The organism is Pseudomonas asgharzadehiana (genome assembly GCF_019139815.1).
GTDB lineage: Bacteria > Pseudomonadota > Gammaproteobacteria > Pseudomonadales > Pseudomonadaceae > Aquipseudomonas > Aquipseudomonas asgharzadehiana.
This window is the reverse complement of the sequence record NZ_CP077079.1, coordinates 1,525,768-1,547,916: the sequence shown is the minus strand read 5'-3', so window position 1 is coordinate 1,547,916 and position 22,149 is coordinate 1,525,768. Positions and strand designations below refer to the sequence as shown.

Sequence of the window (22,149 nt, the reverse complement as noted above, 5' to 3'; positions counted from 1 at the left end):
CCCGCAACGAGGAACATCCATGCGCCAACCCGATATCGAGATTTACCTGAAGGACGCTGACGTCGACCACAAGGCCATCGCCGCCTGGCTCGGCGCCGCCCTCGGCCCATGCACCGACTGGGTCCAGAAGGGCCAGACCTACAAATGCAAGGCCGGCAATGTGCCGGTAACCTGGCTGCCCAAGGCCGTCGGCAAATGGAACAGCCTGTATCTGGAAAGCGACCAGACCCCGTGGGACGACGACATCGCCTGCGCCCGGGCGGCCTTTGCCGCGCTGAACGTCGAAGTGCGTTGTGCACCGGGCACGTGGATTGAGGAAGAAGGCGAGGAAAGCGCTGACATCTGGATTCGCATCAGCGCAGACGGTGAAGAGCAGATCACCTGGAAAACCGCCTGATCTTAAGCTGAACACCCAATCAAAAATGTGGAAGGGGGCTTGCTCCCGATGGCGGTGGGTCAGTCAATGTATTCAGTGACTGACACTCAGCCATCGGGAGCAAGCCCCCTCCCACATGGGTTCTGCGGTGTAACAAAAGCCCGCATTACAAACCGACCACATCCTCGGCCTGCAAGCCCTTCTCACCGCTCACCACGGCGTATTCCACCTGCTGGCCTTCGGCCAACGAGCGATGCCCGTCCCCGCGAATGGCGCGGTAATGCACGAACACATCCTTGCCGTCTTCACGCTGAATGAACCCATAGCCTTTTGCATCGTTGAACCACTTCACATTCCCGGTTTCGCGCGTTGCCATTTGTCTCACTCCCCCTTCGGTTTTTTTATTGTTGAGCCGGTTCGCGTTGAACTGCCGAGTATAAGACAGGCTCAAAAACGATCAACTCAAGTTTACATCGCTGCTTTTTTGCCGATTTTCGGCGAATACGGCACACTACCCGCCCGAGCGCCCGCTCGGTTTTTTCCACTTCAAGCAGCTCGCCTATGACCCGCTCCCCGTTCCGCCGTCTGGTATTTGGCACCTTGCGCCGACTGTTGTACCTCTGGGTTCGCTCGGAGACGATCAACCAGTCGTCCCTTACCCTTAACCTGGACCGCAGCCGGCCGGTGTTTTACGTCCTGCAATCGCCCTCCCTCACCGAGCTGGCCGTGGTCGATGCCGAGTGCACCAAGGCCGGCTTGCCGCGCCCGGTGCTGCCGGTATCGGTAGGCCCGCTGATGGAACCGGCAGCGTTCTTCTACCTCACGCCGGAACCCGACTGGCTCGGCCGCCAGGACAAGCGCGGCGCGCCGCCGACCCTGACCCGCCTGGTCAACACCCTGAGCGAACACGCCGAAGAGAATGCACAAATCATTCCGGTCAGTGTGTTCTGGGGGCAGACCCCGGCGAGCGAGTCCAGCCCGTGGAAACTGCTGTTTGCCGACAGCTGGGCCGTCACCGGCCGTCTACGCCGCTTGTTAAGCATCCTGATCCTGGGTCGCAAGACCCGTGTGCAATTCTCTGCGCCTATCAACCTGCGTGAGTTGATCGAGCACAATAAAGGGCACGAACGCACCGTGCGCATGGCCCAACGCATACTGCGTGTGCACTTTCGTAACCTGAAGACCGCCGTGATCGGCCCCGACCTGTCCCATCGCCGCAACCTGGTGAAGGGCCTGGTGAATATGCCGCTGGTGCGCCAGGCCATTCTTGATGAAGCCGAGCGCGAAAAAATCAGCCCGGAAAAAGCCAAGGCCCAGGCCCTGCGCTATGGCAACGAAATCGCCTCGGATTACACCTACACCGCGATCCGCTTTTTGGAGGTGGTGCTGAGCTGGTTCTGGAACAAGATCTACGACGGCATCAAGGTCAATAACATCGAAGGTGTGCAAAAGGTTGCCCAGGGCTATGAGGTGATCTACGTACCCTGCCACCGCAGCCATATCGACTACCTGCTGCTGTCGTACCTGCTGTTCAAAAATGGCCTGACGCCGCCGCATATCGCGGCCGGCATCAACCTGAACATGCCGGTAATCGGCAGCCTGCTGCGCCGTGGCGGTGCGTTTTTCATGCGCCGCACCTTCAAGGGCAACCCGCTGTACACCTCGGTGTTCAACGAATACCTGCACACGTTGTTCACCAAGGGCTTCCCGGTGGAGTACTTCGTGGAAGGCGGGCGTTCGCGCACCGGCCGCATGCTGCAGCCGAAAACCGGGATGCTGGCGATTACCCTGCGCAGTTTCCTGCGCTCCTCGCGCATGCCGATTGTGTTCGTGCCGGTGTATATCGGCTATGAACGCGTACTGGAAGGCCGTACTTACCTCGGTGAGTTGCGCGGTGCGAGCAAGAAGAAAGAATCGATCTTCGACATCTTCAAAGTGGTCGGCGCGCTCAAGCAGCGTTTCGGCCAGGTGGCGGTCAACTTCGGCGAGCCGATCAAGCTGGCTGAGTTTCTCGACAACGAACAACCCGACTGGCGCGCCCAGGAGCTGGGCCCGAACTACAAACCGGCCTGGCTCAACGAAACCACCAACCGCCTCGGCGAACAAGTGGCCCGCCACTTGAACGAAGCCGCAGCGGTGAACCCGGTGAACCTGGTGGCCCTGGCCCTGCTGTCGACCACGCGCCTGGCCCTGGACGAACAGGCCATGGCCCGCCAGTTGGACCTGTACCTGGCGCTGTTGCGCCGCGTGCCTTATTCGCCGCACACCACCCTGCCGGAAGGCGATGGCCTGGCGCTGATCAAGCACGTCAAGGACATGAACCTGCTGTCGGAACAGAGCGACGCCCTGGGCAAGATCCTGTACCTGGACGAGCAGAACGCCGTCCTGATGACCTACTACCGCAACAACGTGCTGCACATCTTCGCCCTGCCGGCGTTGCTGGCGAGTTTCTTCCAGAGCAGTTCGCGCATGAACCGCGAGCAGATCCTGCGCTATACCCACGCGCTGTACCCGTACCTGCAATCGGAGCTGTTTATTCGCTGGTCGCTGGAAGAGCTCGACGCGGTCATCGACCAGTGGCTGCAAGCGTTTGTCGAACAGGGCCTGCTGCGCTTCGAAAAAGACGTGTACCTGCGCCCGGCGCCGAGTTCGCGGCACTTCGTGTTGCTGACGCTGCTGTCCAAGAGCATCGCCCAGACCCTGCAACGCTTCTACATGGCGATTTCGCTGCTGCTCAACAGCGGCCAGAACAGTATCAGCGCCGAAGAACTGGAGGACCTGTGCACGATCATGGCCCAGCGCCTGTCGATCCTGCATGGCCTCAATGCTCCGGAGTTCTTCGATAAGAGCCTTTTCCGACATTTTATTCAGACGTTGCTGGAGCAGGATGTGCTGCGCCGCGACGAAGCCGGCAAGTTGAGCTACCACGCATTGCTCGGCGAACTGGCCGAAGGCGCCGCCAAACGCGTGTTGCCGGCCGACATTCGCCTGTCGATCCGCCAAGTGGCCCTGCACCGTGTGGACGGCGCAGCCGAAGCGTCAGTCGAGGCGCAAGAAACCCGCTAGATTTAAACAGGCGCCCGTTGGATGCAGGCGCCATTGAAAGGAGCCGCACCATGAAAAAAATTATCCTGCTGGGCCTTACCGCCCTGCTTGGAGCCTGCCAATCCGTGCACCACTCCCCCCAGGCAAGCCTCGACGGCGAGGTGTTCTACCTGCAACGCATCGCTCTTCCTGCGGCCGCGACCTTGAGCGTCAGCCTGCAAGACGTATCCCTGATGGACGCGCCGGCCGTGACCCTCGCCGAACAGAAAGGCCCGGTCAAAGGCCAGGTGCCCCTGCCGTTTCACCTGAGCTACGACCCGGCGCAGGTCAAGCCCGGCCACACTTATTCGGTGAGCGCTCGCATCGAACTGGACGGCAAGCTACTGTTTACCACTACCGAACGGCACGCTGTTCAGCTCAACGGCCAGGACCCACAACCTCTGCGCCTGCGCGTCGATGCCGTGGCCCACTGAATTCGATCATAAGGAAGCGCCCATGCTCCGTAACTCCCTTCGCCTTACCGCCCTGTGTGCCGGCCTGCTGCTCGGTGCCAACGCCATGGCCCTGGACCTTGGCAGCCTGTCCCAAGGCGACGCCAGCGGCGGCCTCAAGGATGCCCTCACCCAAGGCGCACAGATCGCCGTGAAACAACTGGGCACACCCGGCGGCTTCAGCAACAACCCCGAGGTCAAGATCGGCCTGCCCGGCAAGTTGGGCAAAGTCGCCGACAAGCTGAAAATGTTCGGTATGGGTGACCAGGTCACGCAACTGGAAACCAGCATGAACAAAGCGGCGGAAACAGCAGTGACCCAGGCTCAGCCGATCCTGGTCAATGCCGTGAAAAAAATGAGCGTCACCGACGCCAAGGGCATCCTCAGCGGTGGCCAGGACTCGGCAACCCAGTACCTGAATAAAACCAGCCGCGAAGAGATTCGCGCCAAGTTCCTGCCCATCGTCAAGGCCGCCACCGACAAGGTCGGCGTGGCTCAGCAGTACAACGCCCTGGCAGGCAAGGCGGCGGCATTCGGCGCAGTGGATGCCAAGAGCGCCAACGTCGAAAACTACGTGACCGAGCAGGCGCTGGACGGTTTGTTCAAGATGATTGCCGAACAGGAAGAAACCATTCGCAAGAATCCGGCGGCGGCGGCCACCAGCCTGGCGAAGAAGGTGTTCGGCGCGCTGTAACCCCTTCCTCACTGCGCCCAGGCCGCTTCCTGCGAAACTGGGCGCAGTGGTCTTACGCCTGACGCTTAGCGGTTAAACAACGCAAACAACGGCCGGCTCGGCAATTGAGGATGGCTGATCGGGTGCGTATGCGGGTGATGCGGTGTGGCACAAGCGGGACGCGTGGGGTGCGGCCGCCCATAACCTGGCCGGGTTGGATGGGGGCGATGAGCCTCGCCTCCTGGTCTTTGCTGTAAAGCTGGAGCAGTGCCTTCGCGCGGCAAGTAGCCACCCAGCAACGCCCCCAGAAATGCACCCTTGAACGCAGCAATTGCGCTGAAAAACGACATCTGACACTCCTTGAACTCAGTGAAATCAGGCCGGCCGCCAACGGGCGGAACCAAGACCTGTGCCTGTCCATCAGGCAAATCTGAGTGGAGTGAAACCCATGAACGTTCCACCTGGCCTGAGGCGTGTTTGCATCAGCATGTGAAACGCCGGCCAATCAATGCATAACCGCCTCGGCCAACCGCCCCATCATGAGCGTGGCAAAACAACCGATCGCCACGGACGTTGCGCGATTGATCCTCAACGGCGTGAGCCAGGTTTTTTGAATCCCTGCAAAGCGACTGCCCAGCACGATCCAGGCCGCCCCCACCGGTATCACCACCAGCGCCAGCGTGCCCATGAACGTGACATAACCTTGCAGCGTGGCAAAGGTGCTGGCCGGCGCGATGAAGGATACGATCAACAGCCCCTTGGGGTTCATGACCGTCAGCCAGAAAAAATAAAGCCCAGAGAAGCGGTCGTGCCGTGGGTCGAGGGCGCTGTTTTTGCGTTGCCAGAGCTTGTACGAGACATACAACAGGTAGCAGGCGGCGGCCAGTTGCGTCGCTTGCAATGCCCAAGGTGAATAAGCCCCCAGGTAGAGCAGCGCGACGCCCCACACCGACACTTGGAGCAGGTACGCCAGGCATTCGATAAACACCAACAGCCACGAAGCCCGAAGCCCGAACAACACCCCGGCGCGAAACAACAGGGTATTGGTGGGGCCTGGGGCGAGCAGCAGCAGCAACAGGGCTGAAACAGTGGCCAACATGATTACGCGACGTCCTTCCTCACTCGGAACCACGCAGCATACAGCGCCGGCAGGAACAATAGTGTCAACGCCGTCGCCACAATCAACCCACCCATGATCGCTACCGCCATCGGCCCGAAGAACACGCTGCGCGACAGCGGGATCATCGCCAGCACCGCCGCGAGTGCCGTCAGCACAATCGGGCGAAAGCGCCGCACGGTGGCCTCGATAATGGCTTGCCACGGTGCCAGGCCGGCCTTGATGTCTTGCTCGATCTGGTCCACCAGGATCACCGAGTTGCGCATGATCATGCCCGACAGGGCGATGGTGCCGAGCATCGCCACGAAACCGAACGGCTGGCGGAACACCAGCAGGAACAGCGTCACACCGATCAGGCCCAGCGGCGCGGTCAAGAACACCATGGCGCTGCGCGAGAAGCTGCGCAGTTGCAGCATGAGCAAGGTCAGCACCACCACGATAAACAGCGGTACCCCGGCCTTCACCGAGTTCTGCCCACGGGCGGAGTCTTCGACGGTGCCGCCGACCTCCAGCTGATAACCGTCCGGCAGTTCGGCACGTACGTCGGCGAGCGTTGGCAGGATCTGCTGGACCAGGGTCGCCGGTTGCTCCTTGCCATAGATATCGGCGCGCACGGTCACGGTCGGCAGGCGGTTACGGTGCCAGATAATGCCCTCCTCGAAGCCGTATTCGAGGGTGGCGATCTGCGACAGCGCGACGCTTTTGCCGTTGTCGGTCGGCACGGCCAGGCTTGGCAGCAGCGACAACTCGGTGCGTTCATGAACCGTGCCGCGCAACAGGATCTCGATCAACTCGTTGTCTTCCCGGTACTGGCTGACGCTGGAGCCGGTCAGCGAGCTCTGCAGGAATTTGGCCAGGTTGGCGGTACTGACCCCCAACGCCCTGGCGCGGTCCTGGTCGATATTCAGGTAGACGATTTTGCTCGGTTCTTCCCAGTCCAGATGCACATTGGCGACGTGGGAATTTTCGCGGACCTTGGCCGCCACTTTCCGAGCCAGGGCGCGGACCTCTTCGATGTGCTCGCCGGTTACACGAAACTGCACCGGATAACCCACAGGCGGTCCGTTCTCCAACCGGGTGACGCGCCCGCGCAGTGCGGGGAATTGTTCGTCGAGGGTTTCGATCAACCAGGTACGCAGGCCTTCGCGTTCTTCGATGGTTTTAGCCAGCACTACAAACTGCGCGAAGCTGGCCGCCGGCAGTTGCTGGTCCAGGGGCAGGTAGAAACGTGGCGAGCCGGTGCCGACATAGGCCACATAGTTTTCGACGCCGGCGTGGGCCTTGAGCAATCCTTCCAGACGTTTTACCTGGTCGGCGGTGTTGCTCAGGGAGGCGCCTTCGGCCAGTTTCAGATCAACCATCAACTCCAGGCGACCGGAAGCCGGGAAGAACTGCTGCGGCACAAAGCGGAACAAGGCCACCGAGCCGATAAACAGTAGCAAGGTCAACACGATCACGGTTTTGCGCCGGCGCACGCACCATTCCACCAAACGTCTGACGCGCTGGTAAAACGGTGTGCCGTAGGGGTCAGGGCCATCCGCGCCGTGTTTGGCCGCGTGAATCTTCGCCAGGTCAGGCAGGAGCTTTTCCCCCAGATACGGCACAAACACCACAGCGGCGACCCACGAGGCGAGCAACGCGATGGTCACCACCTGGAAAATAGAGCGCGTGTATTCGCCGGTACTGGATTGCGCGGTGGCAATCGGCAGGAAGCCGGCGGCGGTGATCAGCGTACCGGTGAGCATCGGGAAGGCGGTACTGGTCCAGGCGAAACTCGCGGCTTTAAGCCGGTCATAGCCCTGCTCCATTTTGATCGCCATCATTTCCACGGCGATGATCGCGTCGTCCACCAGCAGGCCCAAGGCCAATACCAGCGCACCGAGAGAGATCTTGTGCAGGCCGATGCCGAGGTAATACATGGTGGCAAAGGTCATCGCCAACACCAGCGGAATCGCCAGGGCCACCACCATGCCGGTGCGTACGCCAAGGGAGAAGAAGCTCACCAGCAAGACAATCGCCAAGGCCTCGGCCAACACTTGGACGAACTCTCCGACACTGGTTTTCACCGCTGCCGGTTGGTCCGATACCTTGCGCAGCTCCATGCCGGCCGGAAGGTTCTTCTGCAGGCGTGCGAATTCACCCTCAAGGGCCTTGCCCAGTACCAGAATGTCGCCGCCGTCGCGCATGGCCACGGCCAGGCCGATGGCATCCGCGCCCATATAACGCATGCGCGGCGCCGGTGGGTCATTGAAACCCCGATGGATGTCGGCCACATCGCCAATGCGGAAGGTGCGGTCGCCGACGCGAATCGGAAAGTTACGGATCTCTTCCACCGTTTTGAAGTTACCCGACACGCGCAGTTGCACGCGCTCGCTCGGGGTTTCAAAGAAGCCGGCGGTGGACACCGCATTCTGCTCCTGCAACGCCTGCTGCACCGCCGCCAACGGCAGGCCGAGGGTAGCGAGCTTGAGGTTGGACAGTTCGATCCAGATCTTCTCGTCCTGTAGGCCAAGCAGTTCGACCTTGCCCACATCCGGCACACGTTGCAGTTGAATCTGGATGCGGTCGGCGTAGTCCTTGAGCACGGCGTAGTCGAAGCCGTCGCCAGTCAGGGCATAGATGTTGCCGAAGGTGGTACCGAATTCATCGTTGAAAAACGGCCCCTGGATGTCCGGCGGCAAGGTCTGGCGGATGTCGCTGATTTTCTTGCGCACCTGGTACCACAACTCGGGAATCTGCACGGAGTGCATGGAGTCGCGAGCAATGAAGGTGACCGTGGACTCACCGGGACGCGAAAACGAAACGATGCGTTCGTACTCGCCGGTCTCCATCAGTTTTTTCTCGATGCGCTCGGTGACCTGGCGCGAGACTTCCTGGGCGGTAGCACCCGGCCAGTTGGTCTTGATCACCATGGCCTTGAAGGTGAACGGCGGGTCTTCGCTTTGCCCCAGTTTGGTGTAGGACAAAGTGCCGACCACCGCCAGCAGGATCATCAGGAACAGTACGATCTGGCGATTACGCAACGCCCATTCGGAAAGATTGAAACCCATCAGGGACTACTCCTTGGCCGCTAGATTGACCACACGGTTGGAGCGATCCACCGGGCGCACTTGCTGGCCCTCGTGGAGCACGTGCACGCCCGCCGCGACTACCCAGTCGGTGGGGGTCAGGCCTTCCAGCACCGGGACGGTTTTTTCGCCGAACGCGCCGATACGCACCGGCACGCGCTTGAGGGTGTTGTCCGGCTGCACACGCCAAACGTAGGACGCGCCATTCTCCGCGCTGAGGGCCGACAACGGCACCGACAGTGGAATAACACCGTCGGCCTGGATAAATACGCGGGCGCTCTGGCCCAGTTCCGCCGGCACCTTGCCACCGGTGAACGCAACGCGTGCAGCAAACGTGCGCGACTTGGGATCGGCAGCCGGTGACAGCTCACGAATGCGCCCGGCAAAGCGCTGGTCCGGCTGGCTCCACAACTCCACCGCCACCGGCTGGCCGATCTTGAAGCGGCCAAACCCCTGCTCCGGCAGGCTGATCAGGACCTCCCGCTCGCCATCGGTGGCCAGGGTGAACACGGTTTGCCCGGCGGACACCACCTGGCCGACTTCCACCGCACGTTTGGCAACCACACCGTCCTGCGGCGCACGAAGCACGGCATAACCGGCCTGGTTGCTGGCCACATCGAACTCGGCCTTGATCTGCTTGAGGCGCGCTTCACCGGATCGGTAGAGGTTTTCGGAATTGTCGTACTGCGAACGGCTGACCATCTGACGGTCCATCAGGGTTTTGTAGCGGTCACGTTCAGCGCGCACCAGGCTCAGGTTGGCCTCGGCGGCGGCCACTTGGGCACGGGTGGCTTCCAATTGCAGGCGCACGTCCTGGGGGTCGAGTTCCGCCAGGGCTTGGTTGGCCTTGACGCGCTCGCCCTCTTCCACCAACCGTTTGCTGACTTTGCCGCCGATGCGAAAGGCCAGGTCCGGTTCATAGCGGGCACGTACTTCGCCGGGGTAGCTGTCCGTCGACTGCGCCGATGGCTGCGGCTGCACCACCATGGCCGGGCGGACGGTGGTCTGGGCCGCTTCTTCATGGCCGCAGGCGGCCAATAGGAAGACCAGGCTGACAGGCAACGCAAGGGGCAGGAAAGTACTGCGCATGCTGAAGGACCTTTCGCAAATGGAGCTAGGAATAATTATACTGGCCAGTATGTTATTAATACCAAACTCACCAGTCCAGTATTAAAGGTGAAAATGTCCGACAATCCATTGAACACCAACAGCCCCGGGCGCCCCAAGGACATGGCAAAACGCCAGACGATCCTCGAAGCAGCGAAATTTCTGTTTTTGAGTCATGGTTACGCCAACACCAGCATGGATGCCGTGGCCCTTGAAGCCGGCGTATCGAAACTGACCGTCTACAGCCACTTCACCGACAAAGAGACGCTATTCACCGCCGCCGTCGTGGCCAAGTGCGAAGAGCAATTACCGGTCATGTACTTCGAGCTGCCCGACGGCATGCCCGTCAAGACGGTGCTGTTGAACATCGCACGGGGCTTTCATCGCCTGATCAACAGTGAGGAGTCGGTCAACCTGCATCGCCTGATGATGACCACCGGCAATCAGGACGCGAAACTGTCGCGGATCTTTTTCGAAGCCGGCCCGATGCGCATGCTGCAAGGCATGGAGCGCCTGCTCGGTAAGATCGACCAAAGCGGCGCCCTGAGCATCGACAAACCCTTTAAGGCCGCCGAGCACTTTTTTTGCCTGCTCAAGGGCACGGCGAATTTCTGCTTGCTGTATGGCTGCGGCGGGCAACTGACTGAAGAAGCCGCCGAAGCGCATGTGCAGGACGTGGTGGGGTTGTTTATGCGGGCCTACAGGCCTTGAACATCAAGGCTTGAGCGCTTTCTTCGGATAGATGTCATAGCGGCTGGACTTGCCATCCAGCGCATGGCTCGGCTTGGGCCCTTCGATGCAGGGCGCCTTGCGTGGGCGCTTGACCACCACGCGGTGGCTGGCCAGGGCCAGTGCCGCGGCCAACAGGGCCGGCGCGTCCGGATCATCGCCCACCAACGGCCGGAACAGGCGCATTTCTTTCTTCACCAGGGCAGTTTTCTCACGATGAGGGAACATGGGGTCGAGGTAGATAACCTGCGGCGGCTCGCCTTCCCAATGACGCATCACCTCGATGGAGTTGCCCTTGAGCAGCTTCATGCGTGCCACGATGGGCGCCACTTCGAAATCCTCCGCGCCGCGCGCCAGGCCGTCTTCAAGCAAGGCGCCGATCAGCGGCTGGCGTTCGATCAGGCTCATGTCGCAACCGAGGCTGGCCAGTACGAACGCATCCTTGCCCAGGCCGGCCGTGGCATCCAGTACGCGTGGGCGCACGCCTTGGGCAACGCCAACGGCCTTGGCGATCATCTGCCCGCTGCCGCCACCGTATAAACGCCGGTGCGCGGCGCCACCCTCGACAAAGTCCACACGCACCGGCCCCGGTGCGTCAGGCCCGAGCTGTTGCAGTTGCAGGCCATGTTCCCCGACCTGCAGGGAAAACTCCGCATCCGCGAGCTGTAAAGGCAGACCAAGCAACGAAGCCCATTGCTCGGCGCGAGCCTGGAAACCTTCGGCCAAAGCCTCGACCTGGATGCGGCTGGCCGCTGGATGTTCGCTCATCAATCGCTACGCTCAAAAATATTAAGGATCGGCAAACAACGGCCGATAAAAATCACAGTCAGGTATTTTGCCAGAGCTGAGCGTCGACCGAAAAAAATGTCAGACATTCTCCCCCTAACCATCGGTGTACTGCCGACCCACAACCACTACGGCCTGCGCAATACCCAAGCGCTGGCCGGGGTGAGCCATGTGTGGCAGGACTTCTTCGCCCGCGCGTTGGCCGAGCAGCTTGGCGATACGCCAGGCGTGCCGGCTGCCCAGGCGTCGGCTGCGATGGACCCGGCGGTAGAACCCAGCGAAGGCGCCGACCTGCTGGCGCAGATCCTCACCCAGCGTGAGTGCGACGTGAAAGACACCATCATCGCCCCGCCTGAGCCGCTGTTCCTGCCCATCGCCGAATTCGACACCGAGTTGCTGCCACCGGCCGCCACGCCATTCCCGCAAGAAGAGATCGTTGCCCAGCAACGCCAGCAGAATTTTGAAAGCGGTTGGGTACGCCCCATCGTGCTGAGCGCCGGCCAGCCATTGCCCGAGCCAGGCCCGGCGCCGCAACCACGCCCATTGCATCTGCCGATTGCCGAGTTCGAGCTGGACCTGCTGCCACCTCCCGCCACGCCGTACCCGACCGAGGAGCTGCTGGCGCAACAACAGGCCCTGGACTTTGACTACCATTGGGCACGCCCGCTGGTCACCCAGAACCTGCGCCTGGCCGCCTGACCTTCAGCGACACACCCACCAGGGGCCCATGTCCAGGTGGAAATGGTTGCGGTGCGCGGCGTTGTAGTCTGGCCCCAACACCACGTTGAAATCATCACAGGCGCTGTCGCGTACCTGTCGCAGGAAGCGCGCCTTGTCGCCCTCCCCCGGCCAGTCCTTGAGCACGCTGATGCTGCGCCCATCCGCCAGGCGAAACCCGGCGATATCCAAGGCGTTGGCCGAGGCATGCTGGCTCAGCCGCCCTTCGGCACGGTTATACATGTTGCGACAGGCAAAACTGCCCAAATGATCGACCCGCGTCACCGCCTGGCCAAATATCGCCTGGGCCGCCGGTTGCAGGCTGTGACGCTCGAACAGGGCGAACGCCACGGCCAACGGGCAACTGGCGAGAAAGCTGCCGCTCAAGCCGACCGCCGCGCCCTGCACGCGCAAGGTATTGCGCAAGGGACAGGCAACGTCGGAGGGCGTATCAGCTTGATGGCTCACATGCAGGCCGGAAGTTTCCAGCACCTGTTCGCACAACGCGGGGTCATTTGCCAGACGCCCCAGTTTGTAGCGGGTCAGCAGGTTGGGGGTGGCGCGTACATCCAGCGGCGCCCAGGGGTTCCATTGATCCGCTACCGGCACCCAGCCGCGCCAGACCCCAACGGCAACAACGCCGCCGAGCACCAGCAGCGCCCCCATGACGTTGAAAAAACGCACGGCTTAACCTTTGAAGAACTGGTTGGCCCGGCTGAACGGCATCGAGCGCTCGGTAAAACTGAATGTGCCCAACTCATAAACCTCCTGAGCCGCGCGATAAAACTCGCCATAGGCCGCCAGCGCCATTGCCGAACCGACACTGATGCGCTTGACGCCCATCGCGTTCAATTGCGCCACGCTGAGTTTGAGCCCGCCGGACATCAACACATTCACCGGTTTGGGCGCCACAGCCTTGACCACCGCCAGCACTTCCTCGGCACTGCGCAAGCCGGGCGCATACAGCACGTCGGCACCGGCCTCGGCGTAGGCTTGCAGGCGGCGAACAGTGTCGGGCAAATCCAGGCGGCCATGCAGGAGGTTTTCCGCGCGGGCGGTCAGGGTGAAGGGGAATGGCAGGCTGCGGGCAGCCGCGACAGCAGCTTCCACACGTTCAACAGAGAGGTCGAAGGAATAGATCGGGTCGGCGGCAACACCCGTGGCATCTTCGATCGAGCCGCCGACAATGCCGGTGGCCGCGGCACGCAGGATGGTGCGGGCGCAGTCATCGGGGGCGTCGCCGAAGCCGTTTTCCAGATCGGCCGCTACCGGCAACGCGGTGGCGTTGGCGATCATCGAGGCATTGAGCAAGGTATCTTCCAGGGACAGCGCGCCTTCCGCGTCCGGGCGCCCCAGGCTGAACGCATAGCCGGCACTGGTGGTGGCCAACGCTTCGAAACCCAGGCTGGCCAGCATCACGGCGGAGCCGGCGTCCCATGGGTTGGGCATGACGAACGCACGGTCACGCTCGTGCAGGGCCTTGAAGGTTTCGGCGCGAAGGGTTTGAGCATCCATGTCTGGCTCCTGGCGGAAAAAGGAGCCTAGAGTAACCCCAGTTGTTCCACTTCGGGAGTGCGATTGAGCGTAGGCAGCGCCGGCAGGCCGGGTAGGCGCTCGCGCAGTTTTTCGTGGAACCGCAGCGCCAGTTGCGCGGCCAGGCGGTTGTCGGAGGTGTGCAGGAACACATAGGGTGTGCGGCCCTCTTCGATCCAACCGGCGATTTTTTCTACCCAGGGAACCAGGAAGGGGTCATTCGCCTCAAGCTCGGGGTGGCCGATAAACCGCACCTGCGGAAACAGCGTCAGCGCGGCCGGACGCGGCGGCACCTTGGGCTTTTTTGATTGGGCATGCAGCACCGCCGCCGAGGTCGAGGTGCAACTGAACAGTGCACGTGGGTCGAGGCAGATGCGCTCCACACCACGGTCACGCAGCAAACGGTTGAGCATGCGTTCGGCATCGCCCTTGGCGAAGAACGCCGGGTGGCGTACTTCCACCGCCATCGGACGCTCCAGGCCCTCAATAAAACCGGCCAGCTCAGCCAGGCGCTGCGGCGAAAAACTCGCCGACAATTGCAGCCACAGCGGTGAAACCCGCTCACCCAATGGGCTCATCAAGCCAACAAAACTCTGCGCCGCCGGCAATTGCTCACGCAAATCGCCACCATGGCTGATATCACCGGGGAACTTGGCGGTGAAGCGGAAATCTGCGGGCATGATGTCGGCCCAGCGCTGCACCGTGGCGGCCGAGGGGCGGGCATAAAACGTGGTGTTGCCTTCAACCGCGTTGAAGACCTGGGAATACAGCGCAAGGTAATCGCTGGAGTGAGCATCGGCGGGGTACAGGTACTCGCGCCAGGCGTTTTCACTCCAGGACGGGCAACCGAGGTAGTAAGGCAGACGCATCAGATATGGATGTCGAGGCCCAGCACTTCCATATCCCATTCGACAAAGCTGGCGGTGGTCAGGTAACTGGCCAGGGCAGTGGCAACGCTTTTGCTCATGGAGCGCGGGAAGATCATGTCTTGCTGACGGGCTGGAAGGCCGCTGATGCGTGCTTGAGAACTGGCCTGCGCGTCGGACTGCACTTCGATGAAATCCGGCGAATCCTCGACGGAGTCGTCCACCGTGGCGTTTGCCTTACGCGGCTTACGCTTGATTGGGTACGACTGTGAGGAAAATCCATCAATACGCATGGGCGCGAACTCGCTATCAGTGATGGCATTTTGGCAGCACTGTCCGTTGTGCGCAAATGCTCTGGTGATAACTAGAACACATAATTTGAAAAAGGTTTAAAAACGGGGGCAAATTCTGACGATTGGCGACTTTTGCCCCAAATTGCCATCATTTTTGGCGTCAAATAATTCCTCGTTCCGCCTTGGTCTGCGCGACTTTATCGCGCAGGTAAACCGGTGCCGCCTGATCAGCAGCAATCGCCTCGCCCCGCTCAAAAGCAAAGCGTGCCAGCGTCAGCAGGTCTTCGGCGTGAGGCAACATCGTGACGTCCTGGCCAGCCAGTTGCACGCCGATACGCTCGCCATAGCCCCAGCCGGTGCCAGCACCAAACCAGTCACCGCCGGCGCCCTCAGGTAGCACCGAGGACTCGGGGGGCTGCACCGCCTCCACCCCCACCAGGCGCATCTCGCCAGCCGTTTCGCGGTAGCAGCCCCAATAGACCTCGTCCATTCGCGCGTCGATGGCTGCGGCCACTTGCAAGGCCCCTTGTTCGCGCAACGCGCGCTGGGCCAGCACCGCGAGGTTGGACACCGGCAATACTGGCCGCTCCAGCGCAAACGCCAGGCCCTGCACCACGCCAATGGCGATGCGCACACCGGTGAAGGCACCCGGGCCACGACCAAAGGCGATGGCATCGACGGCGGCCAGGGTGGTGCCCGCGTCTTCCAGCAACTGCTTGATCATCGGCAACAGCTTCTGCGCGTGCAGGCGCGGGATCACCTCGTAGTGGCTGGTTACTTTGCCGTCGTGCAGCAAGGCAACGGAGCAAGCTTCAGTCGCGGTGTCCAGGGCCAGCAGGGTGCTCATCGGTGTGGGTGTCCAAGTCGAAAAAAAGTGCGCCAGTATAAACAACAACGGCCCGCAAGCGGGCCGTTGTCTGTGAAGCTGAGCGCAAGGGTTATTTCAGTGCTTCAAGCACCTTGGCAGTAATCGCTTCCACCGAGCCAACGCCAGGAATGTGGCTGTACTTCGGCTTGCCCTGGGCAGCGGACAGCTTCTGGTAGAAGTCCACCAGCGGCTTGGTCTGCGAATGGTAGACCGACAGGCGATGACGCACGGTTTCTTCGGTGTCGTCTTTGCGCTGTACCAGGTCTTCACCGGTGACATCGTCCTTGCCTTCAACCTTTGGCGGGTTGTAGACAACGTGATACACGCGGCCCGAACCTTCGTGAACGCGACGGCCGGCAATGCGCTGAACGATTTCTTCGTCTTCAACGGCGATTTCGACCACGGCGTCCAGCTCGACGCCCGCCTTCACCAGGGCTTCGGCCTGGGGAATGGTGCGTGGGAAACCGTCAAACAGGAAACCGTTCTTGCAGTCTTGCTGGCTGATGCGTTCCTTGACCAGGTTGATGATCAGGTCATCGGAGACCAGGCCGCCGCTGTCCATCACGCTCTTGGCGATCAGGCCCAGCTCGGTGCCGGCCTTTACGGCCGCGCGCAGCATGTCGCCGGTGGAGATTTGTGGAATGCCGAATTTCTCGGTGATGAACTTAGCCTGAGTACCTTTACCGGCCCCGGGAGCTCCCAGCAGAATGACGCGCATCGATGTGCTCCTCAATTTTTTATAGAGATGACGCTCGGATTCGCCGCGTGGGGCCAATCTCGTAAAAATATGGCTCTTAAAAATGTGAGCCGAGGCCGCCCAAACGGCCAAAGGCTGATCAAGATACACAGCAGGCCTTAACCACACAAGCCGCCAAAAGTCGCAGGAACCCGTGCCACGCATGCGCCATAGGTAGGGTGTGCCTGGGTGCAACCCGACCGTTCAAACAACGACCGCCCGTTTCGGGGCGGCCGTCGCGGTTTAGCTGCAAGCCATTGAGAACACGCCGAAAACCTCAACCGGTGTTGCGCAAACCAGCGGCGATACCGGCCACGGAGACCAGCAGCGCCTGTTCCAGAGGGCTGTCCTGTGCCGCTTCCTGCTGGCGCGAACGTGCCAGCAACTCGGCCTGCAACAAGTGCAGCGGGTCGAGGTAGGTGTTGCGCAGGCGGATGAACTCCAGGGTGTCAGGGCTATGGGCCAGCAGTTGCGACTGGCCGGTCAGGCCAAGCACCACGTCGCAGGCCTGCGACAATAGGTCGCGCAAATGCGCACCCAATGGCAACAGGTCGGGCTGCACCAGGCGCTCATCGTATAAACGCGCGATATCGGCATCGGCCTTGGCCAACACCATTTCCAGCATATCGATGCGCGTACGGAAGAACGGCCACTGCTCGCGCATCTGCCCCAGCAGTTCGCCCTCGCCACGCTCCAGAGCCTTGCTCAAGGCGGCTTCCCAGCCCAGCCAGGCGGGCAGCATCAGGCGGGTCTGGGTCCAGCCGAAGATCCACGGGATGGCGCGCAGGCTTTCGATACCACCGGCGCGGCGCTTGGCCGGGCGGCTGCCCAACGGCAAACGGCCGAGTTCCTGCTCTGGGGTGGACTGGCGGAAATACTCGACGAATTGCGGGTTTTCCCGCACCACGGCGCGGTAAGCGCTGACACCGTCCGCGGCCAGTTCGTCCATCAAATGCCGCCAGGCAGGCTCGGGTGGCGGCGGAGGCAACAGCGTCGCCTCCAGCACCGCCGCCAGGTAAAGATTGAGGTTCTGTTCGGCGATGTCCGGCAGGCCGAACTTGAAGCGGATCATTTCGCCTTGTTCAGTCGTACGGAAACGCCCCGCCACCGAACCCGGCGGCTGCGACAGAATCGCCGCGTGAGCCGGGCCGCCACCGCGCCCGACGGTGCCGCCGCGACCATGGAACAACAGCAGTTCCACCTGTTGTTCGCGGCAGATGTCCACCAGCCGTTCCTGCGCCCGATATTGCGCCCAGGCGGCGGCGGTGGTGCCGGCATCCTTGGCCGAGTCGGAGTAGCCGATCATCACTTCCTGCGGCCCCTGCAACCGCGCGCGGTAACCCGGCAGCAGCAACAATCGCTCGATCACGGGGCCGGCGTTATCCAGGTCGGCCAGGGTTTCGAACAGCGGCACCACGCGCATCGGCCGTTGCACGCCCGACTCTTTAAGCAACAGTTGCACCGCCAGCACATCCGAGGCGGCGCCGGCCATGGAGATGACGTAGGAGCCCAACGAGGCGGCCGGTGCGGCAGCGATCTCCTTGCAGGTATTCAATACTTCAGCGGTATCCGCCGACGGTTTGAAATAACCCGGCAGCAGCGGACGACGGTTGGCCAGTTCCTTCATCAGGAAGCTGATGCGTGCGTCTTCGTCCCAGTCCTCATAGCGGCCCAGGCCCAGGTAATCGGTGATTTCAGTCATTGCCGCGCAATGGCGACTGGAATCCTGTCGCACGTCCAGGCGCACCAGGAACAAGCCAAACGTCACGGCCCGGCGCAGGCAGTCGAGCAACGGGCCATCGGCGATCACCCCCATGCCGCATTCATGCAGCGACTGGTAGCACAGCTCCAGCGGCTCCAACAGATCGCGGTTGTTCTGCAACACTTCAGCCGGTGCCGGCGTACTGCTGCCCAACGCGGTATGGGCCCACTGGCGCGTGGCGCGCAGGCGTTCGCGCAGTTGCTTGAGCAAGGCGCGGTAGGGCTCGACGCTGTCGCCGACCTTGGCCTGCAATGCCGGGCTGGCTTTTTGCATCGACAGTTCGGACGCCAGGTGATCGATATCGCGCAGGTACAAATCGGCGGCCATCCAGCGCGCCAGCAACAACACTTCGCGCGTCACCGGCGCGGTCACGTTCGGGTTGCCATCACGGTCGCCGCCCATCCAGGACGCAAACCGGATCGGCGCGGCCTCAAGCGGCAGGCGCAGGCCGGTGGCGGCGTGCAAGGCCTGGTCAGCCTTGCGCAAATAATTGGGGATGGCGTGCCACAACGAATGCTCGATGACGGCAAAGCCCCACTTGGCTTCGTCCACCGGGGTGGGCCGGGTGCGGCGGATTTCTTCGGTGTGCCAGGCTTCGGCGATCAACCGTTGCAGGCGCTGGCGGATCTGTTCGCGCTCGGCCGTGGTGAGGTCGCGGTGGTCCTGCAGCGCCAATTGCGCGGCGATGGCATCGTATTTCTGGATCAGGGTGCGGCGCGCCACTTCGGTGGGGTGGGCGGTGAGGACCAGTTCGATCTCCAGGCGCCCCAATTGACGGGCCAGGGACTCGTTGCTGTGACCTTCGCTTTGCAGGCGCGCCAGCAGTTGCGGCAACACCCGAGACTCGAACGGCGCCGGTTGCGACTCATCGCGGCGGTGAATCAACTGGTACTGTTCGGCGATATTGGCCAGGTTGAGAAACTGGTTGAACGCCCGGGCCACCGGCAGCAGTTCGTCTTCCTGCAATTGGTTGAGGCTGCTGCTCAGTTCATCGCCGGCGCCGCGGCGGTCGGCCTTGGCGCCTTTACGGATCTGCTCGATCTTGTCGAGAAAATCAGCGCCGTACTGCTCTCGAATGGTGTTGCCCAGCAGTTCACCCAGCAGGTGAACATCCTCACGCAAGCGTGCATCGATATCACTCATCAGCCAATCTCCAGCCAGAAATCCGGGACGCGCAGGTGTGTCAGAGTGCCGCCAGCCTCGTTTTATGACAAGACTTTAAACCTTGCGGCGTGCAGCTAGTCTCACTGTTGAGTCGTCGCGTTTATCCACGCGGGCGACTGGTCACTCATCACCGCCCGCTATCGTGGGTTTTATTGAGGTTGCCATGAAAATTCGAGAACTGGCCCAGCATTGGGAAGAGAACGCCAAGGGTCGCCTGACCAAGACCGAGTACGCGATCCACCTGGATGTAGAAGCTGCCGCGCGGCTGGCGGCCATCGCCGAAATGTATCCCAAGCGCCACCCCGAAGAACTGCTCGGCGAGCTGATCGGCGCCGCCCTTGAAGAGTTGGAAGCCAGCTTTCCCTATATCAAGGGCCAGCACGTCATCGCCACCGATGAGGAAGGCGATCCGCTGTACGAAGACGTCGGCCCTACCCCGCGCTTTCTCACCTTGTCACGGCGTTACCTGCACGATATGGCTGCCGGCGCCGACAAACCCAAGCACTGATAAAACCCCGCCACACCCTTTTACGCCGGGCCTTGGTAAAGGCCCGGCGTACCGCTGCGCCTGCCGAAAGTTCCAAGTTTTTACGCTGACCATTCAGTCAGATATTTTTTTAGGCAAATCGCCATCTTCTCTGAACTATTCAAAAAAGCCGCCAGTCACAGCCAGTAAGCCATCACTTGGAACGGTCGTTTAAAAGGGCACCATGAGCGTTACCGTCGAGCCCTGAACCGTTGACCCACAGCGATGGATTTTGAAGTTTTTCAGGAGTTATCCAATGGAGTTGAAGACGATGAAGACCAGCACTGCCAAATCCACGTTTAACCACTTGCGCGGGCTCAAATTGGCCGCGCTGGCAATCGGCACCAGCTTCGTTTTGGCTGGCTGCGCCGGCAACCCTCCGACCGAGCAATACGCGGTGACTCAATCGGCGGTCAACAGCGCTGTGAGCGCCGGCGGCACTGAGTACGCGGCCGTAGAAATGAAGTCGGCCCAAGACAAGCTCAAGCAAGCTGAACTGGCTATGCATGACAAAAACTACGATGAAGCCCGTCGCCTGGCTGAACAAGCCGAGTGGGACGCTCGCGTTGCAGAGCGCAAAGCCCAGGCCGCCAAGGCTGAGCAGGCCGTGAAGGATTCCCAGAAGGCTGTTGACGAGCTGCGTAAGGAAGGCATGCGCCCGGCGGCTATCCAGCAGAAATAAGCCACGCGCCTTGACTGCATCGCACCCGATATCGAATTGAAAGGACGACACGATTATGCGTAAACAATTGATGATCCCTGCCCTGTTGGCGATGAGCGTTGCCCTGGCGGCGTGCTCTACCCCGCCGAACGCGAACCTGGAAAACGCACGAACCAACTTCTCGGCCCTGCAAGCCAACCCGAACGCAACCAAGGTTGCCGCTCTGGAAACCAAGGACGCCCAAGACTGGCTGGACAAGGCCGACAAGGCGTACCGCGACAAGGAAGACCAGAAGAAGGTCGACCAACTGGCCTACCTGACCAACCAGCGGGTTGAAGTAGCCAAAGACACCATCGTGCTGCGCGAGTCCGAAGCCAAGCTGAAAAACGCCGGTGACGAACGCGCCCGCGCCCTTCTGGATGCCCGTGATGCACAGATCAAGCAACTGCAAGACAGCTTGAATGCCAAGCAAACCGATCGCGGCACCCTGGTGACCTTTGGTGATGTGCTGTTCGCCACCAACAAGGCCGACCTCAAATCCAGCGGCCTGGTGAACATCAACAAACTGGCGCAGTTCCTTCAGGAAAACCCTGATCGTCAGGTGATCGTTGAAGGCTACACCGACAGCACTGGCAGCGATGCCTACAACCAGAGCCTGTCGGAGCGTCGCGCCGCGTCGGTGCAGGTCGCGCTGATCAAGATGGGCGTTGACCCGCGCCGCATCGTGACTACCGGTTACGGCAAGGAATACCCGGTTGCCGATAACGGCAGCGTGTCGGGCCGTGCCATGAACCGTCGCGTTGAAGTGACCATTTCCAACGACAACCAGCCGGTCAAGCCACGTTCGTCGATGACGAACTGATTGATCCAGCCTGAAAAAAAACCCACCTGACGGTGGGTTTTTTTGGGTCAACTCACTATTTGGCGACCGTTGTCACTGTCCGGCATCAGCGCTTCCATACCCTGGCGCCCCGACATCATCTTGCTGATCCGCTCTTGATCCACTTGACCGTCAGCACCGCCACCGCCCTGAGCGCCATCCGAAAGCATCTCCATCAGTTTCTTGAGCACGTCCGGGTCTATTTTTTCCTGGCGCTGGACAGTGCCTTGGGCGGCGTCCTGTCCCAGTCGTTCATGGCCCCTGGCCATTCTCAACATCTTGCCTATGGCAGCGATATCCATCTTTTACTCTCCAAAGTTCCGTATTCGTAAGTGATCTGCCAGTCGCACTGACAGACCCGTCAGTGGCGCCCTACGAAAAACGGTTCCAGATGTTTCCAGCTATTGGCGCGATCCTCCTATTGCTGCAGTTGCGGGGTTTCCTGCCCCATGCAGCGCACGGCTTGCTTCTTGTTGTTTACCAGCACGCCACTCAGGCCCTTTTGCTCGGTGTCGAACATCACCAGCACACCGTCCACACATTGCGCCACTTGGGCCGCCGGGGTCAGGGAGATCTTGTAGTCCTCGCCGGGTACGGTCTTGAGCATGGTGAAGTCACTGAGCAGCAGCGCATCCTGCGGCTTGGCAAAGTGCAGGTAGCCGTAGTACCACAGGCAACCGACGGTACCAATGATGGTGCCGATGCCAGTGAGGATCAGCGGGATCATGTTGCGTTCTTCGCTCATTGCGGG

General features: G+C 61.3%; 23 protein-coding genes. 9 read left to right on the top strand and 14 right to left on the bottom strand.

Annotated elements, in window-relative coordinates:
* Positions 1-19: 19 nt before the first annotated feature.
* Positions 20-397 (top strand): hypothetical protein, encoded by a 378-nt coding sequence (locus tag KSS96_RS07090; protein ID WP_017529712.1) that lies wholly within the window; start codon positions 20-22, stop codon positions 395-397.
* Between the two features lie 145 nt (positions 398-542).
* Here KSS96_RS07090 and KSS96_RS07085 read toward each other — a convergent pair whose 3' ends face one another.
* A complete protein-coding gene (locus KSS96_RS07085) occupies positions 543-752 on the bottom strand; it encodes a cold shock domain-containing protein (RefSeq protein WP_017529713.1) in 210 nt (69 codons plus the stop codon).
* A 185-nt stretch (positions 753-937) separates the two neighbouring features.
* On the opposite strand from KSS96_RS07085, the gene plsB reads away from it, so the two are divergent.
* Genes plsB through KSS96_RS07070 form a run of 3 tightly spaced genes read left to right on the top strand, consistent with a single transcriptional unit; the run spans position 938 to position 4,606 of the window.
* The gene (gene plsB / locus KSS96_RS07080) at positions 938-3,442 is read left to right on the top strand and encodes a glycerol-3-phosphate 1-O-acyltransferase PlsB (protein ID WP_116078334.1); all 2,505 of its coding nucleotides are present in this window, start codon (positions 938-940) and stop codon (positions 3,440-3,442) included.
* Between the two features lie 50 nt (positions 3,443-3,492).
* On the top strand, positions 3,493-3,894 hold the full coding sequence (locus KSS96_RS07075) for a YbaY family lipoprotein (RefSeq protein WP_065877168.1): 402 nt from the start codon (positions 3,493-3,495) through the stop codon (positions 3,892-3,894).
* A gap of 22 nt (positions 3,895-3,916) precedes the next feature.
* Positions 3,917-4,606: a DUF4197 domain-containing protein gene (locus KSS96_RS07070; protein WP_017529716.1), complete on the top strand. Its 690-nt coding sequence runs from the start codon at positions 3,917-3,919 to the stop codon at positions 4,604-4,606.
* Between the two features lie 484 nt (positions 4,607-5,090).
* On the opposite strand, the gene KSS96_RS07065 is transcribed toward KSS96_RS07070, so the two are convergent.
* From KSS96_RS07065 to KSS96_RS07055, 3 genes are read right to left on the bottom strand one after another with little or no spacing between them, the layout of a single operon-like run.
* A complete protein-coding gene (locus tag KSS96_RS07065; RefSeq protein ID WP_065877169.1) occupies positions 5,091-5,684 on the bottom strand; it encodes a LysE family translocator in 594 nt (197 codons plus the stop codon).
* A 2-nt stretch (positions 5,685-5,686) separates the two neighbouring features.
* The gene (locus KSS96_RS07060) at positions 5,687-8,752 is read right to left on the bottom strand and encodes an efflux RND transporter permease subunit (protein WP_065877170.1); all 3,066 of its coding nucleotides are present in this window, start codon (positions 8,750-8,752) and stop codon (positions 5,687-5,689) included.
* A gap of 6 nt (positions 8,753-8,758) precedes the next feature.
* The gene (locus KSS96_RS07055; protein ID WP_065877171.1) at positions 8,759-9,859 is read right to left on the bottom strand and encodes an efflux RND transporter periplasmic adaptor subunit; all 1,101 of its coding nucleotides are present in this window, start codon (positions 9,857-9,859) and stop codon (positions 8,759-8,761) included.
* 93 nt (positions 9,860-9,952) lie between these two features.
* Here KSS96_RS07055 and KSS96_RS07050 point away from each other — a divergent pair, with 93 nt between their 5' ends.
* Positions 9,953-10,588, top strand: a complete 636-nt coding sequence (locus tag KSS96_RS07050; RefSeq protein WP_217855938.1) for a TetR/AcrR family transcriptional regulator — start codon at positions 9,953-9,955, stop codon at positions 10,586-10,588.
* Between the two features lie 3 nt (positions 10,589-10,591).
* On the opposite strand, the gene KSS96_RS07045 is transcribed toward KSS96_RS07050, so the two are convergent.
* Entirely contained in the window at positions 10,592-11,374 is a 783-nt protein-coding gene (locus KSS96_RS07045; RefSeq protein ID WP_065877172.1) for a class I SAM-dependent methyltransferase, read from the bottom strand.
* Between the two features lie 96 nt (positions 11,375-11,470).
* Here KSS96_RS07045 and KSS96_RS07040 point away from each other — a divergent pair, with 96 nt between their 5' ends.
* Positions 11,471-12,091: a hypothetical protein gene (locus KSS96_RS07040; protein WP_017529722.1), complete on the top strand. Its 621-nt coding sequence runs from the start codon at positions 11,471-11,473 to the stop codon at positions 12,089-12,091.
* Positions 12,092-12,094: 3 nt separating this feature from the next.
* On the opposite strand, the gene KSS96_RS07035 is transcribed toward KSS96_RS07040, so the two are convergent.
* From KSS96_RS07035 to ppc, 7 genes are all read right to left on the bottom strand, one after another.
* Positions 12,095-12,793: an extensin-like domain-containing protein gene (locus KSS96_RS07035; RefSeq protein ID WP_217855936.1), complete on the bottom strand. Its 699-nt coding sequence runs from the start codon at positions 12,791-12,793 to the stop codon at positions 12,095-12,097.
* Between the two features lie 3 nt (positions 12,794-12,796).
* Positions 12,797-13,624, bottom strand: a complete 828-nt coding sequence (locus KSS96_RS07030) for an isocitrate lyase/PEP mutase family protein (protein WP_116078336.1) — start codon at positions 13,622-13,624, stop codon at positions 12,797-12,799.
* A 26-nt stretch (positions 13,625-13,650) separates the two neighbouring features.
* Positions 13,651-14,511: a DUF72 domain-containing protein gene (locus KSS96_RS07025; protein ID WP_017529725.1), complete on the bottom strand. Its 861-nt coding sequence runs from the start codon at positions 14,509-14,511 to the stop codon at positions 13,651-13,653.
* Entirely contained in the window at positions 14,511-14,801 is a 291-nt protein-coding gene (locus KSS96_RS07020) for a hypothetical protein (RefSeq protein WP_017529726.1), read from the bottom strand. The genes KSS96_RS07025 and KSS96_RS07020 overlap by 1 nt, the downstream gene beginning before the upstream one ends.
* A 160-nt stretch (positions 14,802-14,961) precedes the next feature.
* Complete coding sequence (gene tsaB / locus KSS96_RS07015; RefSeq protein WP_065877175.1) at positions 14,962-15,648, bottom strand: tRNA (adenosine(37)-N6)-threonylcarbamoyltransferase complex dimerization subunit type 1 TsaB; 687 nt, start codon at positions 15,646-15,648, stop codon at positions 14,962-14,964.
* A 91-nt stretch (positions 15,649-15,739) separates the two neighbouring features.
* The gene (gene adk, locus KSS96_RS07010; protein ID WP_017529728.1) at positions 15,740-16,387 is read right to left on the bottom strand and encodes an adenylate kinase; all 648 of its coding nucleotides are present in this window, start codon (positions 16,385-16,387) and stop codon (positions 15,740-15,742) included.
* Positions 16,388-16,682: 295 nt separating this feature from the next.
* Positions 16,683-19,310 carry a phosphoenolpyruvate carboxylase gene (gene ppc, locus KSS96_RS07005; RefSeq protein WP_017529729.1) on the bottom strand — a complete coding sequence of 876 codons (2,628 nt, stop codon included), beginning with the start codon at positions 19,308-19,310 and terminating at the stop codon, positions 16,683-16,685.
* Between the two features lie 184 nt (positions 19,311-19,494).
* Here ppc and KSS96_RS07000 point away from each other — a divergent pair, with 184 nt between their 5' ends.
* The 3 genes from KSS96_RS07000 (at position 19,495) to lptF (ending at position 21,380) form a co-directional block, all read left to right on the top strand.
* Complete coding sequence (locus tag KSS96_RS07000) at positions 19,495-19,839, top strand: hypothetical protein (RefSeq protein ID WP_017529730.1); 345 nt, start codon at positions 19,495-19,497, stop codon at positions 19,837-19,839.
* A 274-nt stretch (positions 19,840-20,113) separates the two neighbouring features.
* Complete coding sequence (locus KSS96_RS06995) at positions 20,114-20,539, top strand: DUF4398 domain-containing protein (RefSeq protein WP_017529731.1); 426 nt, start codon at positions 20,114-20,116, stop codon at positions 20,537-20,539.
* 55 nt (positions 20,540-20,594) lie between these two features.
* Positions 20,595-21,380 (top strand): lipotoxin F family OmpA-related lipoprotein LptF, encoded by a 786-nt coding sequence (gene lptF, locus KSS96_RS06990; protein ID WP_017529732.1) that lies wholly within the window; start codon positions 20,595-20,597, stop codon positions 21,378-21,380.
* Between the two features lie 47 nt (positions 21,381-21,427).
* Here lptF and KSS96_RS06985 read toward each other — a convergent pair whose 3' ends face one another.
* Both KSS96_RS06985 and KSS96_RS06980 read right to left on the bottom strand, forming a co-directional pair.
* Complete coding sequence (locus KSS96_RS06985) at positions 21,428-21,700, bottom strand: hypothetical protein (protein WP_116078341.1); 273 nt, start codon at positions 21,698-21,700, stop codon at positions 21,428-21,430.
* Between the two features lie 116 nt (positions 21,701-21,816).
* Positions 21,817-22,143: a PA3694 family proteiin gene (locus KSS96_RS06980; protein WP_017529735.1), complete on the bottom strand. Its 327-nt coding sequence runs from the start codon at positions 22,141-22,143 to the stop codon at positions 21,817-21,819.
* Positions 22,144-22,149: the final 6 nt, after the last annotated feature.

What these genes read in the sequence shown, in the direction of transcription:
- KSS96_RS07020 (WP_017529726.1), bottom strand. Translation starts at nt 14,801, where the DNA reads ATGCGTATTGATGGATTTTCCTCACAGTCGTACCCAATCAAGCGTAAG.
- KSS96_RS07090 (WP_017529712.1), top strand. Translation starts at nt 20, where the DNA reads ATGCGCCAACCCGATATCGAGATTTACCTGAAGGACGCTGACGTCGAC.
- KSS96_RS06995 (WP_017529731.1), top strand. Translation starts at nt 20,114, where the DNA reads ATGGAGTTGAAGACGATGAAGACCAGCACTGCCAAATCCACGTTTAAC.
- adk (WP_017529728.1), bottom strand. Translation starts at nt 16,387, where the DNA reads ATGCGCGTCATTCTGCTGGGAGCTCCCGGGGCCGGTAAAGGTACTCAG.
- KSS96_RS07075 (WP_065877168.1), top strand. Translation starts at nt 3,493, where the DNA reads ATGAAAAAAATTATCCTGCTGGGCCTTACCGCCCTGCTTGGAGCCTGC.
- plsB (WP_116078334.1), top strand. Translation starts at nt 938, where the DNA reads ATGACCCGCTCCCCGTTCCGCCGTCTGGTATTTGGCACCTTGCGCCGA.
- tsaB (WP_065877175.1), bottom strand. Translation starts at nt 15,648, where the DNA reads ATGAGCACCCTGCTGGCCCTGGACACCGCGACTGAAGCTTGCTCCGTT.
- KSS96_RS07040 (WP_017529722.1), top strand. Translation starts at nt 11,471, where the DNA reads ATGTCAGACATTCTCCCCCTAACCATCGGTGTACTGCCGACCCACAAC.
- lptF (WP_017529732.1), top strand. Translation starts at nt 20,595, where the DNA reads ATGCGTAAACAATTGATGATCCCTGCCCTGTTGGCGATGAGCGTTGCC.
- KSS96_RS06980 (WP_017529735.1), bottom strand. Translation starts at nt 22,143, where the DNA reads ATGAGCGAAGAACGCAACATGATCCCGCTGATCCTCACTGGCATCGGC.
- KSS96_RS07055 (WP_065877171.1), bottom strand. Translation starts at nt 9,859, where the DNA reads ATGCGCAGTACTTTCCTGCCCCTTGCGTTGCCTGTCAGCCTGGTCTTC.
- KSS96_RS07060 (WP_065877170.1), bottom strand. Translation starts at nt 8,752, where the DNA reads ATGGGTTTCAATCTTTCCGAATGGGCGTTGCGTAATCGCCAGATCGTA.
- KSS96_RS06985 (WP_116078341.1), bottom strand. Translation starts at nt 21,700, where the DNA reads ATGGATATCGCTGCCATAGGCAAGATGTTGAGAATGGCCAGGGGCCAT.
- KSS96_RS07065 (WP_065877169.1), bottom strand. Translation starts at nt 5,684, where the DNA reads ATGTTGGCCACTGTTTCAGCCCTGTTGCTGCTGCTGCTCGCCCCAGGC.
- KSS96_RS07050 (WP_217855938.1), top strand. Translation starts at nt 9,953, where the DNA reads ATGTCCGACAATCCATTGAACACCAACAGCCCCGGGCGCCCCAAGGAC.
- KSS96_RS07025 (WP_017529725.1), bottom strand. Translation starts at nt 14,511, where the DNA reads ATGCGTCTGCCTTACTACCTCGGTTGCCCGTCCTGGAGTGAAAACGCC.
- KSS96_RS07085 (WP_017529713.1), bottom strand. Translation starts at nt 752, where the DNA reads ATGGCAACGCGCGAAACCGGGAATGTGAAGTGGTTCAACGATGCAAAA.
- KSS96_RS07030 (WP_116078336.1), bottom strand. Translation starts at nt 13,624, where the DNA reads ATGGATGCTCAAACCCTTCGCGCCGAAACCTTCAAGGCCCTGCACGAG.
- KSS96_RS07045 (WP_065877172.1), bottom strand. Translation starts at nt 11,374, where the DNA reads ATGAGCGAACATCCAGCGGCCAGCCGCATCCAGGTCGAGGCTTTGGCC.
- ppc (WP_017529729.1), bottom strand. Translation starts at nt 19,310, where the DNA reads ATGAGTGATATCGATGCACGCTTGCGTGAGGATGTTCACCTGCTGGGT.
- KSS96_RS07000 (WP_017529730.1), top strand. Translation starts at nt 19,495, where the DNA reads ATGAAAATTCGAGAACTGGCCCAGCATTGGGAAGAGAACGCCAAGGGT.
- KSS96_RS07070 (WP_017529716.1), top strand. Translation starts at nt 3,917, where the DNA reads ATGCTCCGTAACTCCCTTCGCCTTACCGCCCTGTGTGCCGGCCTGCTG.